The organism is Streptomyces sp. NPDC048171 (assembly GCF_043202655.1).
Taxonomy (GTDB): Bacteria; Actinomycetota; Actinomycetes; order Streptomycetales; family Streptomycetaceae; genus Streptomyces.
The window spans coordinates 165,121-179,299 of sequence record NZ_JBIDAU010000001.1; the positions used below are offsets into that span (position 1 = coordinate 165,121).

The following is a 14,179-nucleotide window of genomic DNA, read 5'->3' on the forward strand; positions in this document are numbered from 1 at the left end:
GGGGATAACGATGATGCGCGAGTTTCCGGCCCCACCGCGGGCGGCGGAGTTCAGCGAGCTGATCAGCAAGAAGGTCGAGGAAGTCAAGACGTCTGGCGGCACCCGGGAGACCGTGACCGTCGACTGGAACGGTCAGCAGGCCCATGTCGAAGTGATCGACTTGCCGCTCAGCAGCCTCTTCTATAACCCTGGCACCCACCGCATCCGGGCTCAGCGCAGCCACGACGCGGAGCGGGACGCGGCGTTGGACAAGGATGCCTGGAGCGCGGAGAGTCAGGACTATCTCGGGTTCCTGCTCAAGGCCGACCCCGAGAACACGAGTGTGCGGGACAAGGACTTCGATGCGCTGAAGGACAGCCTTGACCAGTTCGGGCAGAACGACCCCGGGCTGGTGACCCGGCAAGGGGTGTTGGTCAACGGCAACACCCGGGCCGCCGCGCTTCGCGAACTCGGGGCGCAGTCGATGCGCGTCGGCGTGCTGCCGGCCTCGTTCACCTGGGCTGACATCAACGCTGTCGAGCTGTCCTTGCAGCTTCGCAAGGACCACCGGCGTGACTACTCCTACATCAACCGCCTCATCGCCATGGAGGAGCAGGCGGCGCTTGGCCGTACGCCGGAGCAGATCGCCAAGGACTTCCGGATTCAGGTGCGGACCTACCACCAGGAGCGGTGGATCCTCAGCACGATCCGCGAGCTGAACGAGCGCAGCCGCACCGGCGGCGGCAACGGACTGCGGCTGGTGGACTGGGAGGGCGCGCAGGAGCGGCTCAAGGAACTGCACCGGCTGTACGTGAAGCTGGAGACGGTAGACCGTGACCAGGCCGAGGTCCTGAAGGAGTTGCGTCTGGCCGCGATCCTCCTCGACTTCTCCAAGACGGACGTCCGTCACATCAACGAGGACTTCCTGAAGGCGGGGCTTGAGCAGCAGTTGCCCATGGGCGGGGCGGCGGCCGCGCAGCCGCAGTCGGTGTCCATCCCCGGTCTGGGCCTGGAGGTGCCCGCCGCCTCATCCGCCGTGGCGGAGGCCCGGGCGATGAACGACGAGCTCCTCCGCACCGCCGCAGTGGTGAGGAACGGGACTGCGGACCTGGGTGACGAGCGGAAGACCATCGCGCAGGACACCTGGGACAGTACGAAGAAGGCGTTCGACGATGCGATTGAGGCGGCGGGCCGCAGCGCCCGGCTGCGCAAGCGCAAGCAGCTTGCCCCGGCCAGGCTGGCGGAAGCCTGCGCGAGCATCGACCAGTGCGTAAACGACCTGGTGCAGGCACGGACCTCCCGCAGTTTGGACGAGGAGGCGTTCGATGACGCTGTGGTCCAGCTGCGTGGCAGCCTGCTCAAGCTCGCGCAGCAGGCGGGCCGCGGGGTGCCTCAGCCGGGAGACGGCGTGGCCTGGCTGCTGGAAGCGGTCACTGCGGAGGGCTCCCGGTGACCAATCCCGTCAGCGTGAAGTCCTTGCGTCTCGGATTTGATGAGACCCGGACCCGGGTGGTGTTGCGGACTACCGAATCGTTCCAGCAGGAACTCGTACAACTGGCCGCCCGCTTTCGTACGGGCGGTCAGCTTGGCCCGCTGAGCGCCTCGGTCTCTCTGGACGAGCTGCTCGCGGACCTCGGCCTGCTCGGTACCTGGTCAGACCCCGGTGGTGTGGAGTGGGCGGATGACCTTCGGGACCTGGTATCCGGAGTGGTTCAGGATGCCCACACCGTGCAGCAGCGGCTTGCTGGGCAGCAGACGGCTGGCGAGGTCGCGTCCGATGACGTGCCCGTGCTTCTCGGCGATACGTGGAAGGGCGAACTCAGCGAGTTCCAGCGCAGGGATATCGCGAAGCTCCTGTCCCTTCAGCACGGCGCCAACTTCAGCGTGCCCGGCGCCGGCAAGACCCGGGTCGCGCTTGCGGTATACGCGGCTCAGAAGACGGCCGGCCGAGTGAGCCGACTGTTGGTCGTGTGCCCGAAGTCGGCCTACGAATCCTGGCGATTCGAGACCGCCGAGTGCCTCACCCATCCACTGCGCATCAACGTCCTCGACGGGTCGCTGGATCAGTGGGCTGAGGTGCTCGTCGTGAACTACGAACGTCTCGACCGGTCACTGCCCATGCTGGCTGGATGGCTCAAGTCAGGCCCTTCGATGATCATTCTGGATGAGGCGCACAGGATGAAGCTGGGGGCCCGGGGCACGTATGGGGCGGCCTGTATGGCTCTGGGGCCGTTGGCCACGCGTCGGCTGATCCTGACTGGTACGCCGGCCCCCAACGGCTCACGGGACCTGGAGAATCTCTTGGGATTCGTCTGGCCTGGCCATGGCCAGCGCACAGTGGTGCAGGCCGTGGCCGGAGGGGATCTCGCGCATGCCAGCACTGTTCTCCGGCCCCTGTTCACCCGCACGACGAAGCACGAACTCGGCCTGCCTCCCGTACAACTGGGCTTGCGCTTCGTTGATATGCCGCCGCTGCATGACGAGATCTACACAGCGATCGTTGGCGGCGAAAGGAGCGGCGCTGCGCGAGAGGATCTGAGTTCCCTTGGGAAGACGGCCCTCCGTCTTCTCATGGCCGCCACGAGCCCCGCCCTGCTCCTGGAAGGTGCCAGCCGGTACGAGCCGCTCGCTTATCAACTGCCCCCGATGGAGATTCCCGAAGGAAGTTCGCTCTACTCGCTCATGCAGAATCTCCCCGACTACGAGCTTTCGCCGAAGTACAAGGAAGCTGTGGCGATCATCGCGGAGAACGCTGCCCAGGGCCGTAAGACGCTGGTATGGACGACGTTCGTCAGGAGCCTCACCACGCTTGAGCGCATGCTGGAGAAGTACAGTCCGGCAGTGGTCTACGGAGGTACGCCTGACCGCGAGGAGCAGATTCGCCGGTTCAGGGAGGACCCAGCGTGCATGGTGCTCATTTCCAACCCGGCCACTCTGGGGGAGGGAATCAGCCTGCACCACGTCTGCCATGACGCGGTCTATGTGGACCGAGACTTCATGGCCGGAAGGTTCCTGCAGAGCCTTGACCGGATCCACCGTCTCGGGCTGGCTCCCGGTACGGAGACCCGGGTCACGGTCCTGGCGGTGCGGAACTCCGTCGACGAGGTTGTGGCGGCGAGCCTGGAGCGCAAGCTGGAATTCATGGGACGGATCCTGGACGACCCCACCGTGCAGCAGCTCGCCGATCTTGAGGAGGAGCCGTCGGTGGCGGCTGGGCTCGCGTCGAGTGACATGGAGGCGCTGTTGAGTCACATGGGAGGACGCTAGGGCTGGCTGCGTCCCCGAGCCGTGCGGGACTACCCTCTGCGGTGTGTCCCCCGAAGCCGAATGGGAGGCCCCGGAAGGATCCTGGGCTTCCTCCGCAGCCCGCCGCCGCAACATGCAGGCGATCCGCAGCCGCGACACGAAGCCGGAAATCCTGATCCGGCGGCTCGTACACGCCGCAGGGCTCCGATACAGGGTGGCCGCTCGCCCCCTCCCGGACCTTCGCCGGACTGCTGACATGGTCTTCCGTTCGGCGAAGGTCGCGGTATTCATCGACGGATGCTATTGGCATGGCTGCCCGGAACACTATGTCCCGCCCAAGACGAATTCCGGTTACTGGTCAGAAAAAGTCGTCCGAAATGTAAAGAGAGACCGGGACACTGATGAAAGGCTGCGGGAAGCTGGCTGGCTCGTTCTCCGCTTCTGGGAGCACGAGCCGTCAGGCGCCTGTGCCGACAAAATCGCCATGACGGTCTTTGCGCGACGGCTGGGGGAGACGGTCGGCGGGGACTGAGATTTCCATTTGCTGTGGAATGCTCTCGTCGGCAGTCGATTCCGCTGGCTCCATTTCATAGTCCCTGGTGAGGGCGTCACCGTATTCAGGGAGCAGGACCGCGGCGATAGCGCGTCCTACAGCCTCGGCTACTGGCGGTGGGAAGGCGTTCCCTACCTGACGGTAACGCGCCGTCTTCCGTCCCTGGAACTTCCATTCCTCAGGGAATCCCTGGATGGCCGCCGCCTGAGCTACCGTGAGCATGGGACCCGCAGGGCGGAAGAGGTCGCGTTCCGGAGCGCAGCCTTCTGGGTCATTGGCGATACCCATCCCGTCGACTCCGAGTTCCGCCCATGCGCGCTTGGCGCGGGTGGGTCCCAGGTCAGCCCCGCCGTGCTTGCGGGAGCCACCTACGAGAGTCGGGGCAACGGTCTTGCCCGCGGCCGAAGCCCGGGTGATCCGCCTCTTCCAGTCCTCGAACACGGTCCTCCCGGAATGCTCGCCGTCCCGGGCGCGCTCGCCATCTACGTTCTTGTCCCAGAAAGGCTTGCAGCGCGCGAGCATGCTCTTCTCAAGCTTCTCAAACGCGGTGACTTCATCGCCCTTTATTCCAGTCGGCCACTGGAATCCTACGTGTCCTGGCCTTACTGCAGATCGGTGAATCGCCACCAGGATCGCACGGGGCCGGAGTTGCGGAACCCCGAAGTCCTTTGCGTCAAGGCGTCGCCAGACTTTGCGCATGACTACGTCTTGGCTGGTTGCTGACTGATTCTGATCAATGTCAGGAACTAGGTATCCAAGGTCCCGCAGAGTGTCAAGAATAGAATTCCTGTACTCGATAAAGGTTTCCGGCGGTTCCAGGATCCCTCTGACGTTCTCAATCATCACTGCTTTTGGCAGGAGAGCCGAGATGATGTCCAGCGCTGCTGGGAACAGGTCGCGCTCATCGTCTGGGCCCAGCCGGTGTCCGGCCAGGGAGAACGGAGGGCACGGTACGCCTCCGGCGAGCAAATCGAGTTCTCCTGGCTCAAGGCCGAGATTTTTTCTTACGTCGGAATCCAGGAAATCCTTGACATCCATAGGCCGGATTTCGTCAGCCTTGCGCTGATCCCAGCCGGGCCAGCCACCAACGTTGGCCTGCAAGGTGGCCACGGCGTGCGCGTCCCACTCAACGAGAGCGCGGTGATCGAAGCCGGCGTTGTGCAGTCCGACGGCTTGCCCCCCAGCGCCCGCGCAGATCTCGATCGAGGTCAAAGGCGAGGCGAACCGCGGTCGCGTCTGGCCGCTGCGGGGCATGCCGCTCCTCCTAGGAGTCGTTCAGGGAGAGGCGATGGTCACGTGCGAGCCTCTCGACGTCAAGAGTCTCGCACTTTTGCTGATCCATTGACGTCTCACCTGTGATGCGAGGCGCGAGAGCGCGAAGCCACTCGGCGACCCAACCTAGCCCTTCGTCCCGTCCGCCAGGAACGCCGTCAACCCGTCCAGCAGCATCCCGCTCCCCTCCTCCGCCATCTCCCGCTCCTCCACCGAGTCGCAGGTCTGGCGCAGGACGAGCAGCGTGTTGCGCGGGCCCTGTTCCGTCAGTTCGACGGTCATGGTCGCCTGGTCCGGGCGGCCCGGGACGTCCATGCCGATGGTGAGGGCCTGGTTCTCGGTGACCTCGACGTAGGAGCCCGTGAGGGGGAACTCCGTGCCGTCGGGCGTGCGCATCGTGGCCTTCCAGGGGCCGCCCGGGCGGACGTCCATCTCGACGGAGCCGGGGGCCGCGTGGGCCCACTGGGCGTACTGGTCGGGGGTGGTCCAGGCCTGCCAGACCGTGGACGCGGGGGCGTCCAGGGTGCGGGTCAGGGTGTAGGAGCGACCGTCGGCCGGGGTCGCAGTCCGGGCCGGGGCGGGGGTCTGGTCGGTGCTCATGGCGTCCGTCTCCTCGTTTGCCGCGGTAACCGCCTGGGTTCCGGCGGTGTCCGTCAGGGATGTCGCACCTGTAGACGTCCGGCACCGCGGGAACTCATCGGTCCGACCAAGCCGACCCGGGGAGACGGAGAGATCAGCGTCCCGCCGCCGTCGCCCCGAGCAGCGCCAGCCGTTCCGCGTCCCGCGTGCCCGGGACCGGGTGGAAGGCGACCAGCATCATGCCGTCCGTGTCGGTGATGTGGAGCTTCTCGCGGCTGAGGGTGAGGTCGCCGACCTGGGGGTGCCGGAAGAGCACGGTGGCGCTGCCGCGGGGGCGTACGTCGTGCCGGGCCCAGAGTCTGCGGAAGAGCGGGCTGGCGAGGGACAGCTCTCCGACGAGCTCGATGCAGCGGGGGTCGTCGGTGTCCGTGCCGACCGCTTCCCGGAAGCCGGCGACGAGGGCCGCCGCCGCTCCCTCCCAGTCGGGGAAGAGGCTCTGCTCGGCCGGGTCGAGGAACACGTCCCGCAGCCGGTTGCCGCCGGTGACCAGGCGCGGGGAGAGCGCGGCGGCGAGCGGGTTGGCCGTGACGACGTCGAGGTGGCGGCCCTCGACGAAGGCGGGCACGGGCAGCAGCTCGACGAACCGGGCGGTGCTGGGCGGCACCGTCTCCCGGTGCCGGCGCCGGGTGCGGCGGGGCCGGTCGGCGGCCAGGCCGAAGAGGTGGGCGCGGGTGTCGTCGTCGAGCCGAAGCACCCCGGCGAGCGATTCGAGGACCTGGAGGGACGGCCTGCGGTCCCGGCCGCGTTCCAGGCGCAGGTAGTAGTCGGCGCTGATGCCCGCCAGCATGGCCACCTCCTCGCGCCGCAGGCCCGGTACCCGGCGCACGCCCCTGACGGGGATGCCGGCCTCCTCGGGGGTCACCAGCTCGCGCCGGGCGCGCAGGAACTCGCCCAGCAGATTCGGCTGCTCGTTCATACGTCCACGCTAGGCCGACTCCGGACCCGGAGAGGGGGCCCTGTCACTCCCCTGGATACGCGGGGAACTGGCTCGGCGGGCGGGCCGGGGCGAGGGTGGGAGGTGTCCTGAACCTCCCGACCCCGCAGGCCGCCGCGCCCGCCACCGACAGGAACCCCACATGAGCAAGCTCGCCCTCGTCACCGGCGCGACCTCCGGCATCGGCCGGGCCTTCGCCGAACGCTTCGCCGCCGACGGCTACGACCTGATCGTCGTCGGCCGCCGGGAGGACCGCCTCGCCGCGTTCGCCGCCGCGCATCCCGAGGTCGCCGTGCGCACGGTCGCCGCCGACCTGTCCACCGAGGCCGGTATCGACGCGGTGGCGGCGTACTGCGCCGACGAGCCGCTCGACGTCCTCGTCAACAACGCGGGCGTCGCCCACTACATGGCGCTGGCCGACCTGCCCGCCGACAAGGCCCGGGAACTGGTGAACGTCAAGGTCCTCGCCCCCACCCAGCTCATGCGCGCCGCCGTCGGCGGTATGCAGCGCCGGGGCGGCGGCACCGTCGTGAACGTCGCCGGGATGATCGCCTTCTCCGGCCCCGCCGGCAAGGAGCAGATGCCGCGCCGCGCCGTCTACGGGGGTGCGCTCGCCTACCTCGTGGCGATGTCACAGACGCTCGCCGCCGAGGTCGAGGACTCCGGTGTCCGCGTCCACGTGGTGTGCCCGGGCGTGGTCGCCACCGAGTTCCACTCCGTGCAGGGCATGGACCTCAGCGGCGTCCCGCGCATGAGCGCCGCCGACGTCGTCACCGGCGCCCTGCGCGGTCTGGAACTCGGCGAGACCGTCAGCGCGCCCGGCGTGGAGGACCACCGCCTCCTGGAGAACGTCTTCGCCGCCGACCTCGCCGCGTTCGGGGGCCAGAGCACCGACCTGGCCACCCGCTACCGCGACGCCTGACCCGTACCGAAAGTCGTCGGACAGGCCCTAGTCCGAGCCGTGGCACTCCCCGTACGCCCGTCCCGACCCGCACCAGCAGGCCGACCCCCGCTGCGGCGGCCACGCCACCGCCAGACCCCGGGCCGCCAGTGTCGTCGCGTACTGCGGGAGCAGGGACGGGTCGGCCGGGGACGCGCTCTCCGACGCCGCGAAGGCCTCGTAGGACGGGACCGTGCCCGGGACCACGCCCAGGTTCGGGGTGCCGGACGAGGCCAGCTCGCGCAGGGCCGCCTCTATGGTCGCCAGGTGCTCCTCGTAGGACGGGTACTCGGCGGCCAGGGCCGGGTACGCCTCGAGGAGTTCCGTCAGTTCACCGGCCGGCCAGTGCAGCATCGCCACCGGGAAGGGGCGGGACAGTGCCTCGCGGTAGGCGCCCAGTTCGGCGCGGAGGCGGGAGATCTCCGCCTCCAGGTCCGCGGGGTCGTCCGAGCCCAGGGACCAGACCCGCTTCGGGTCGTGCAGCTCGTCCAGGGAGACCGGCATGGTGTGGAGGGTGTCGGCCAAGGCGTCCCACTCGTCGTGGGGCAGGCCCAGCATCCTGCGGACGCGGTGGCGGCCGTAGAGGAGCGGGTGGGTCGAGTACGGGGGCTCAGCGCCGTCCGTCAGGAGCAGGCGGGCGCCCTCGGTGAGCGTCTCGTGCGCCGCCTCCAGCTCGTCGTGGGACTCCAGGGCCTCGGCCACGATCACCCAGGCCGCCGGGTCGCGCGGTGCCGCCGCGCGGACCCCGTCGATGATCGCCCTGGCCTCCGCCTCGTGGTCGTACTCCCAGAGGTTCGACGCCTTCAGGGCGCGGACCAGGGACGGGTTCTCCAGCGCGGGGGAGCCGGGGGACAGCAGGCGGTCGTAGAGCGCGGTCGCGGCGGGGCGGTCGCCGGACAGCTCCAAGTGGGCCGCGGCGCGCAGCAGCAGGGCCTCCGCGTCCTCGGGGTAGAGGCCGGCGGTCCGCTCCAGGCGGGCCGCTTCGGCGGCGTGGTCGACGTTCTCGGCGGGCGTGTCGGGGCGCATGGGGGACACCGTACTGCCGGGAGGTGACGAAGGTGAGGCACCCGGGTGGCGGACACCGGCGGTGGCCGGGCGGGCCACCGGGCGGTTCGGCCGCCGCCGGGTCAGTCCCGCTCCCGAAGGGCCCCGACCAGCACCCCGGCCGCCACCGCCAGCCCGGCCGACACCCACAGCGCGGTGTCCGCGCCCCGGCCCAGGCCGCCCGCCGACGTCACGATCGCGATCGTGAGGGCCACCCCGGCGCACGAGCCGATGTAGCGGAACGTCTGCTGCGCGCCCGAGCCCATCGCGGCCCGCCCCACCGGCACCGACTCCACCGCGAGCAGCGGCAGCGCGGCGTTCACCAGGCCGCTGCCCACGCCCGCCACCACCAGGCCGGGCAGCAGCCGGTGCCAGGAGCCCGCGTCGACCGCGCCCAGCATCGACAGGGCGCCGCCCGCGTGCAGGGCGAAGCCGGCGGCCAGTTGCAGGCGCGGGGAGACGCGGTGGGCGATGCGGCGGGCCTGGAGGGAGACCACGAAGGACGGGCCGGACCAGACGAGGAAGAGCCAGGCCGTGTCCAGCGCGGACAGGCCGAGCGCCTGTTGCAGCAGCGCCGGCAGGAAGCTGAACAGGCCGATCATCGCGAGGCCCGTGAAGAGCCCGCCCGCGGACGAGGCCAGGAAGCGCGGACGGCGCAGCAGCGACAGGTCGATCATCGGGGTGGCCGCCCGGCGCTCCAGTACGGCGAACAGGGTGCCCAGCAGTACGGCGGCCGCCAGCAGCAGCCCGACCGGTGCCCGCAGCCAGCCCTCCCGGCCCAGCGTCAGCGCGGCCACCAGCGCGACCAGTGCCGCCCCGAACGTCACCGCCCCGGCGAGGTCCGGCCGGCCACCCCGCGGCGACCGCGACTCCGACAGGGCTCGCGTCCCCAGTCCCGCGACCACCAGGGCGACGGCGCCCAGCACCCCGTACGCCACCCGCCAGTCCGGGATGGCCCCGGCGACGAGCGGGCCGGTCGCGATGCCGCCGCTCACGAAGGCGCCCCACACGCCGGTCGCGCGCAGCCGCCCCGCGGGCGTCGGGAAGGCGTGCACGAGCAGGCCGAGGCTGCTGGCCAGCAGCGCCGCGCTCGACGCGCCCTGCGCTATGCGGGCCAGCGTGAAGAGCCAGGTCGTGGAGGCGAACGCGCCCAGCACCGTGGTGACGCCGAGGGCCAGCGTGCCGGAGACGAAGATCCGGCGGCGCCCGTAGTCGTCGGCCAGGCTGCCGGCCACCAGGAGCAGCGCGGCCAGGCCCAGCGGGGTGCCGTTCAGCAGCCAGGCCTGGGCGGAGACCGGGGTGTGCAGGTCGGCGGCCGTCTGCGGGAGCGTGACCATGGGCGCGGTGTACGTCATCAGGGCCACGGCGGTCGCCGCGCTGGTCACGGCCAGGGTACGGCCGGGGTGTGGGGGCGAGGCCCGGTCGGTCACCGGCCCTCCGGGGGCGACGGCCGTGGTCGGTTCCGTGCCGGTGTCGCTCATGGCTGCGCCCTCTCGATTCGGCCCGCTGGAGTTCGGTCAATGAACTGACCCGTTGGTTCAACCTAGCATTATCGGTTCGGTCAATGAACCAACAACGGGAAAGTGGCTACAGTGGACGGCATGGCACTGGGCAAGGACTACGCGGCACAGGAGTGTTCGATCGCCCGCGCGCTGGAGGTCGTCGGCGAGCGGTGGACGCTGCTGGTGATCCGCGACGCGCTCTACGGCGTCCGGCGCTACAACGACTTCCTCGTCCACCTCGGCATCCCGCGCGCCGTCCTGGCCAACCGCCTCCAGGCGCTCACCGCCCAGGGCATCCTGGAGAAGCGCCGGTACCAGGAGTCGCCGCCCCGGGACGAGTACGTCGTCACCGACCGCGGCATCGCCCTGTGGCCGGCCCTGCGGGCACTGGGGGTCTGGGGGCGCGAGCACCTCGGCGGGGAGCCGATGCGCACCTTCTGGCACGCCGACTGCGGCACGGAACTCAGTCCGTACGGCACCTGCCCGGCCTGCGGGACGGTCGTGGCCGTCCGCGACATCCACATGAAGCCCGGCCCCGGACTCGACCCCGACCCGGCCGACCCCGTCAGCCGGGCGCTGCTCGGACCGCGTCGGCTGCTCCAGCCGATCGAGACCGAGCCGCAGCGGTCGGCGGCCGGTCCCGCCTAGCGCCCGAGTCGCCTCCCGTACGAGCCAAGTCCTGTATAACTGGGGCAAACGCGCGTACGAGACCGTACGCGTGCGAGAACGCAGGGGAGAGGAGGAGCCGCCGATGACCCAGGAACGGGCCGAACGGGCCGTCCCGCGCCCCCTGCTCGTCCTGCTGCTCGTCCTCCTCCCCGTCGCGCTCGTCGACGTGGGCAGCCTCTCCGCGACCGTCGCGCTCGCCGCGACCGCCGCCGTCGGCTCCGCGCTCGCCGTCTGCGCCGTCATCGCCGCGCGCTGCGTGCCCGCCGTGCCGCGGACCCGGGTGCGTACGGCCATCAGGGACCGGGACCTGCGTACCGCGTTCCTGCCCCAACGCGATCCCGACGCCGCCGGCCGCCGCCGGCCCCGAGCGCCCGGACACGCCCTCCCGGCGACCACCGCGTAGGGCACCCGCTTCACCGAAGCCACGGAAGTCACGGAAGCCACCGAGGCGACCGAAGCCATGGAAGTCACCCCCGCGCGGGGCGTGTCGTCATGCCGCAGTCCCAGTCCCGGCACGACGAGACCCTCGGAGGGCTCACCCACTCATGTCCGTTTTCGCCAGCCTGGTCGAGCACCTCGCCGACCTGCTCCAGCCGCTGTTCGGCGGGTCTGCCGCAGCCGCCGCCATCGTCCTGTTCACCGCCCTCGTGCGGCTCCTCGTCCACCCGCTGTCCCGGGCCGCCGCCCGCGGGCAGAAGGCGCGCGCCGAACTCCAGCCGAAGATCGCCGAACTGCGCCGCACGCACGCGAAGAACCCCGAGCGACTGCAGCGGGCCGTCCTCGACCTGCACACCGAGGCGAAGGTGTCCCCGCTGTCGGGCTGCCTGCCCAGCCTGTGCCAGATCCCCGCGTTCTTCCTCCTCTACCACCTCTTCTCCAGCTCCTCGATCGGCGGCGAGGCCAACGCGCTCCTCTCCCACCAGCTCCTCGCCGCCCCGCTCGGCGGGCGATGGGCCGACGCGCTCGGCGACGGCGGGCCCTTCGGGGGCGCCGGTCTCGTGTACGCCGTGCTGTTCGCCGTCGTCGCCGGGGTGGCCTTCTTCAGTTACCGGCTGACCAAGCGGACGATGGCCGACCGCCCCTTGCTGCCGGAGGCGGAGGCGGACGGGCAGCGGGTTCCGGGGCTCGGGGCGATCACCGGCGTCATGCCGTTCATGTCCTTCTTCACGCTCGTCACCGTGGCGGTGGTGCCGCTGGCCGCCGCGCTGTACGTCGTCACCAGCACCACGTGGAGCGTCGTGGAGCGGGCCGCCCTGTACCGGTGAGGCACCGGTGCCGGCGAGGCTACGGTCCAGTACGTGAACGGGGTATTGCGGAGTGGACCCTGACCTTGGAGGATCGACCAACCCTCCGATGGCGTCGCGTCCTGCCGCACCCGGGCCGCACCTCATCGGGCGGGCTGCCCGAGACCGAGGAGTTGGGGATCATGAAGCTGTTGCGAGTCGGTACGGCGGGGTCGGAGCGACCCGCGCTGCTCGACGCCGACGGGATCCTGCGTGACCTGTCGGGCGTGGTGACGGACATCGACGGAACGCTGCTCGCCGACTCGGCCGCGCTCGGCCGGGTACGGTCCGCCGCCGAGGCCGGTGAGCTGCCCGCGCTGGACGGCGCCGGGCTGCGCGTCGGGCCGCCCGTGGCGCACATCGGCAAGGTCGTGTGCATCGGGCTGAACTACCACGACCACGCCCGCGAGACCGGGGCCGAACCGCCCGCCGAGCCCGTCGTCTTCTTCAAGGCGGCGGACACGGTGGTCGGGCCGCACGACACCGTGCTCGTGCCGCGCGGCTCCGTCAAGACCGACTGGGAGGTGGAGCTGGCGGTCGTGATCGGGCGTACCGCCCGCTACCTGGACTCGGCGGAGGAGGGGCTCGCGTGCGTCGCGGGGTACGCGGTCGCGCACGACGTGTCGGAGCGGGAGTTCCAGATCGAACGCGGCGGCACCTGGGACAAGGGCAAGAACTGCGAGACGTTCAACCCCCTGGGCCCCTGGCTGGTGACCGCCGACGAGGTCCCCGACCCGCAGCGGCTGCCGCTGCGGCTCTGGGTCAACGGCGAGCTGCGGCAGGACGGGACGACGGCGGACCAGATCTTCCCCGTCGGCGAGGTCGTGCGGTACGTCAGCCAGTTCATGGTGCTGCGTCCCGGTGATGTCATCAACACCGGGACGCCGGCGGGGGTGGCGATGGGGCAGCCCGAGCCGAAGCCGTACCTGCGCGCCGGGGACGTCGTCGAGCTGGAGATCGACGGGCTGGGACGGCAGCGGCAGGAACTGAAGGACGCCTGACGCCTCGCGGGCTCGGGCAGGCTCAGGGTGCGATGCCGTCGTACTGGAGCACCCGGTACGACGGCTCGTGCAGTGTGCCGTTCCACTGCGAGACGCTCGGCGTCAGCTCGGGGCACCGATGACCGCTCAGCCCAGCAGCGCGGCGAGCCGCCGCCAGCCCTCCCTGGGGGTCCGCGTCATGTCGTCCTCCACCACCTGGAGGGCCACGTGGTCGGCGCCGGCGTCGAGGAAGGCGTCGATCCGGGCACGGATCGTGGCCTCGTCGCCCCAGGCGAAGACGGCGTCGATCAGGCGGTCGCTGCCGCCGCCGGCGACGTCGTCGTCGGTGAAGCCCAGGTTGAGGAAGTTCTTCGTGTAGTTCGGCAGCTCCAGGTACCGGGCGAGATAGGTCCGGGCCGTCGTACGGGCGCGGGCCGGGTCGGAGTCGAGGACCACCTTGAACTCCGGGGCCAGCAGCGGCCCCTCGCCGAGCCGCTCGCGGGCCTGCGCGGTGTGCTCCGGGGTGACCAGGTACGGGATCGCGCCCGCGGCCCGGTCCCGGGAGAGGTCCAGCATTTTCGGGCCGAGCGCGGCCAGCACCCGGTGACCGGATCGCATCCCGGCCCGGTCCAGGCCGTCGAGGTAGTCGACCATCGTCGAGTACGGGCGGCTGTACTCCTTCACGCGCGGGCCGTGGCTCACCCCGAGGCCGAGCACGAAGCGGCCCGGGTGCGACACCTCCAGCTCGGCGAAGCTCGCCGCCGTCTCGGCCACCTCGTGCTCCCAGATGCTCTGGATGCTGGTGCCGACGACGAGTCGTGAGGTCGCCTCGATCAGCGGGGTGGCGTGCGCGGCCGAGGTGTTGCCGCCCAGCCACAGGGCGCCGTAGCCGAGCTGTTCCAACTCGGCCGCCGCCTCGGCGCGTTCGGCGGCCCCCGACGGGCCGTCGGCGCGCAGCTGCACGCTCCAGACGCCGTAGCGTCCGACCGATTCCCGCAAAGAAGCCTTCGTGTCGCTCATCAGCCGCGATCCCTCCGGTGGGGCGTGGTGGTCGTCATGCGTACACCGCGTGCCAACCGGAGGGGACAGGGCTTGATTCCCGGGGTGCCGCCGTACGGGCGTACGGGCGTACGGGGCC

The 14,179-nt window shown here is 70.5% G+C and carries 14 protein-coding genes; 8 read left to right on the top strand and 6 right to left on the bottom strand.

The features are described from left to right. Positions 1-10 precede the first annotated feature (10 nt). Genes ACGF3J_RS00730 through ACGF3J_RS00740 form a run of 3 tightly spaced genes read left to right on the top strand, consistent with a single transcriptional unit; the run spans position 11 to position 3,757 of the window. Positions 11-1,432 carry a hypothetical protein gene (locus ACGF3J_RS00730; protein ID WP_393853308.1) on the top strand — a complete coding sequence of 474 codons (1,422 nt, stop codon included), beginning with the start codon at positions 11-13 and terminating at the stop codon, positions 1,430-1,432. Continuing rightward, entirely contained in the window at positions 1,429-3,246 is a 1,818-nt protein-coding gene (locus ACGF3J_RS00735) for a DEAD/DEAH box helicase (protein WP_393853309.1), read from the top strand. The genes ACGF3J_RS00730 and ACGF3J_RS00735 overlap by 4 nt, the downstream gene beginning before the upstream one ends. Before the next feature lie 43 nt (positions 3,247-3,289). Continuing rightward, the gene (locus ACGF3J_RS00740) at positions 3,290-3,757 is read left to right on the top strand and encodes a very short patch repair endonuclease (protein WP_393853310.1); all 468 of its coding nucleotides are present in this window, start codon (positions 3,290-3,292) and stop codon (positions 3,755-3,757) included. On the opposite strand, the gene ACGF3J_RS00745 is transcribed toward ACGF3J_RS00740, so the two are convergent. The 3 genes from ACGF3J_RS00745 to ACGF3J_RS00755 form a co-directional block, all read right to left on the bottom strand. After that, on the bottom strand, positions 3,683-5,032 hold the full coding sequence (locus ACGF3J_RS00745; RefSeq protein ID WP_393853311.1) for a DNA cytosine methyltransferase: 1,350 nt from the start codon (positions 5,030-5,032) through the stop codon (positions 3,683-3,685). The genes ACGF3J_RS00740 and ACGF3J_RS00745 overlap by 75 nt on opposite strands. 144 nt (positions 5,033-5,176) lie before the next feature. Further along, the gene (locus tag ACGF3J_RS00750) at positions 5,177-5,650 is read right to left on the bottom strand and encodes an SRPBCC domain-containing protein (RefSeq protein ID WP_393853312.1); all 474 of its coding nucleotides are present in this window, start codon (positions 5,648-5,650) and stop codon (positions 5,177-5,179) included. A 133-nt stretch (positions 5,651-5,783) separates the two neighbouring features. Continuing rightward, positions 5,784-6,605 carry a helix-turn-helix domain-containing protein gene (locus ACGF3J_RS00755; RefSeq protein ID WP_393853313.1) on the bottom strand — a complete coding sequence of 274 codons (822 nt, stop codon included), beginning with the start codon at positions 6,603-6,605 and terminating at the stop codon, positions 5,784-5,786. A gap of 160 nt (positions 6,606-6,765) precedes the next feature. Here ACGF3J_RS00755 and ACGF3J_RS00760 point away from each other — a divergent pair, with 160 nt between their 5' ends. Further along, positions 6,766-7,545 carry an SDR family NAD(P)-dependent oxidoreductase gene (locus ACGF3J_RS00760; protein ID WP_393853314.1) on the top strand — a complete coding sequence of 260 codons (780 nt, stop codon included), beginning with the start codon at positions 6,766-6,768 and terminating at the stop codon, positions 7,543-7,545. A 27-nt stretch (positions 7,546-7,572) separates the two neighbouring features. On the opposite strand, the gene ACGF3J_RS00765 is transcribed toward ACGF3J_RS00760, so the two are convergent. Next, on the bottom strand, positions 7,573-8,589 hold the full coding sequence (locus tag ACGF3J_RS00765) for an SEC-C metal-binding domain-containing protein (RefSeq protein WP_393853315.1): 1,017 nt from the start codon (positions 8,587-8,589) through the stop codon (positions 7,573-7,575). A gap of 101 nt (positions 8,590-8,690) precedes the next feature. Further along, positions 8,691-10,088, bottom strand: a complete 1,398-nt coding sequence (locus tag ACGF3J_RS00770) for an MFS transporter (protein ID WP_161325778.1) — start codon at positions 10,086-10,088, stop codon at positions 8,691-8,693. 120 nt (positions 10,089-10,208) lie between these two features. Here ACGF3J_RS00770 and ACGF3J_RS00775 point away from each other — a divergent pair, with 120 nt between their 5' ends. The 4 genes from ACGF3J_RS00775 to ACGF3J_RS00790 all read left to right on the top strand — a co-directional run bounded on the left by ACGF3J_RS00775 (position 10,209) and on the right by ACGF3J_RS00790 (position 13,062). Then, positions 10,209-10,757 (top strand): helix-turn-helix domain-containing protein, encoded by a 549-nt coding sequence (locus ACGF3J_RS00775; RefSeq protein WP_161325779.1) that lies wholly within the window; start codon positions 10,209-10,211, stop codon positions 10,755-10,757. Positions 10,758-10,860: 103 nt separating this feature from the next. Beyond that, positions 10,861-11,181, top strand: a complete 321-nt coding sequence (locus ACGF3J_RS00780; RefSeq protein WP_161325780.1) for a DUF6412 domain-containing protein — start codon at positions 10,861-10,863, stop codon at positions 11,179-11,181. A gap of 142 nt (positions 11,182-11,323) precedes the next feature. Further along, positions 11,324-12,043, top strand: coding sequence for a YidC/Oxa1 family membrane protein insertase (locus ACGF3J_RS00785; protein ID WP_161325781.1), 720 nt, complete (start codon positions 11,324-11,326; stop codon positions 12,041-12,043). A 161-nt stretch (positions 12,044-12,204) separates the two neighbouring features. After that, positions 12,205-13,062 carry a fumarylacetoacetate hydrolase family protein gene (locus tag ACGF3J_RS00790; protein WP_161325782.1) on the top strand — a complete coding sequence of 286 codons (858 nt, stop codon included), beginning with the start codon at positions 12,205-12,207 and terminating at the stop codon, positions 13,060-13,062. Positions 13,063-13,188: 126 nt separating this feature from the next. On the opposite strand, the gene ACGF3J_RS00795 is transcribed toward ACGF3J_RS00790, so the two are convergent. Further along, positions 13,189-14,061, bottom strand: coding sequence for an LLM class F420-dependent oxidoreductase (locus tag ACGF3J_RS00795; RefSeq protein WP_161325784.1), 873 nt, complete (start codon positions 14,059-14,061; stop codon positions 13,189-13,191). Positions 14,062-14,179: the final 118 nt, after the last annotated feature.

Excerpts from the sequence above, each read along its gene's own strand:
- ACGF3J_RS00780 (WP_161325780.1), top strand. The coding sequence starts at position 10,861 with ATGACCCAGGAACGGGCCGAACGGGCCGTCCCGCGCCCCCTGCTCGTC.
- ACGF3J_RS00730 (WP_393853308.1), top strand. The coding sequence starts at position 11 with ATGATGCGCGAGTTTCCGGCCCCACCGCGGGCGGCGGAGTTCAGCGAG.
- ACGF3J_RS00745 (WP_393853311.1), bottom strand. The coding sequence starts at position 5,032 with ATGCCCCGCAGCGGCCAGACGCGACCGCGGTTCGCCTCGCCTTTGACC.
- ACGF3J_RS00795 (WP_161325784.1), bottom strand. The coding sequence starts at position 14,061 with ATGAGCGACACGAAGGCTTCTTTGCGGGAATCGGTCGGACGCTACGGC.
- ACGF3J_RS00750 (WP_393853312.1), bottom strand. The coding sequence starts at position 5,650 with ATGAGCACCGACCAGACCCCCGCCCCGGCCCGGACTGCGACCCCGGCC.
- ACGF3J_RS00775 (WP_161325779.1), top strand. The coding sequence starts at position 10,209 with ATGGCACTGGGCAAGGACTACGCGGCACAGGAGTGTTCGATCGCCCGC.
- ACGF3J_RS00755 (WP_393853313.1), bottom strand. The coding sequence starts at position 6,605 with ATGAACGAGCAGCCGAATCTGCTGGGCGAGTTCCTGCGCGCCCGGCGC.
- ACGF3J_RS00790 (WP_161325782.1), top strand. The coding sequence starts at position 12,205 with ATGAAGCTGTTGCGAGTCGGTACGGCGGGGTCGGAGCGACCCGCGCTG.
- ACGF3J_RS00765 (WP_393853315.1), bottom strand. The coding sequence starts at position 8,589 with ATGCGCCCCGACACGCCCGCCGAGAACGTCGACCACGCCGCCGAAGCG.
- ACGF3J_RS00770 (WP_161325778.1), bottom strand. The coding sequence starts at position 10,088 with ATGAGCGACACCGGCACGGAACCGACCACGGCCGTCGCCCCCGGAGGG.
- ACGF3J_RS00760 (WP_393853314.1), top strand. The coding sequence starts at position 6,766 with ATGAGCAAGCTCGCCCTCGTCACCGGCGCGACCTCCGGCATCGGCCGG.
- ACGF3J_RS00785 (WP_161325781.1), top strand. The coding sequence starts at position 11,324 with ATGTCCGTTTTCGCCAGCCTGGTCGAGCACCTCGCCGACCTGCTCCAG.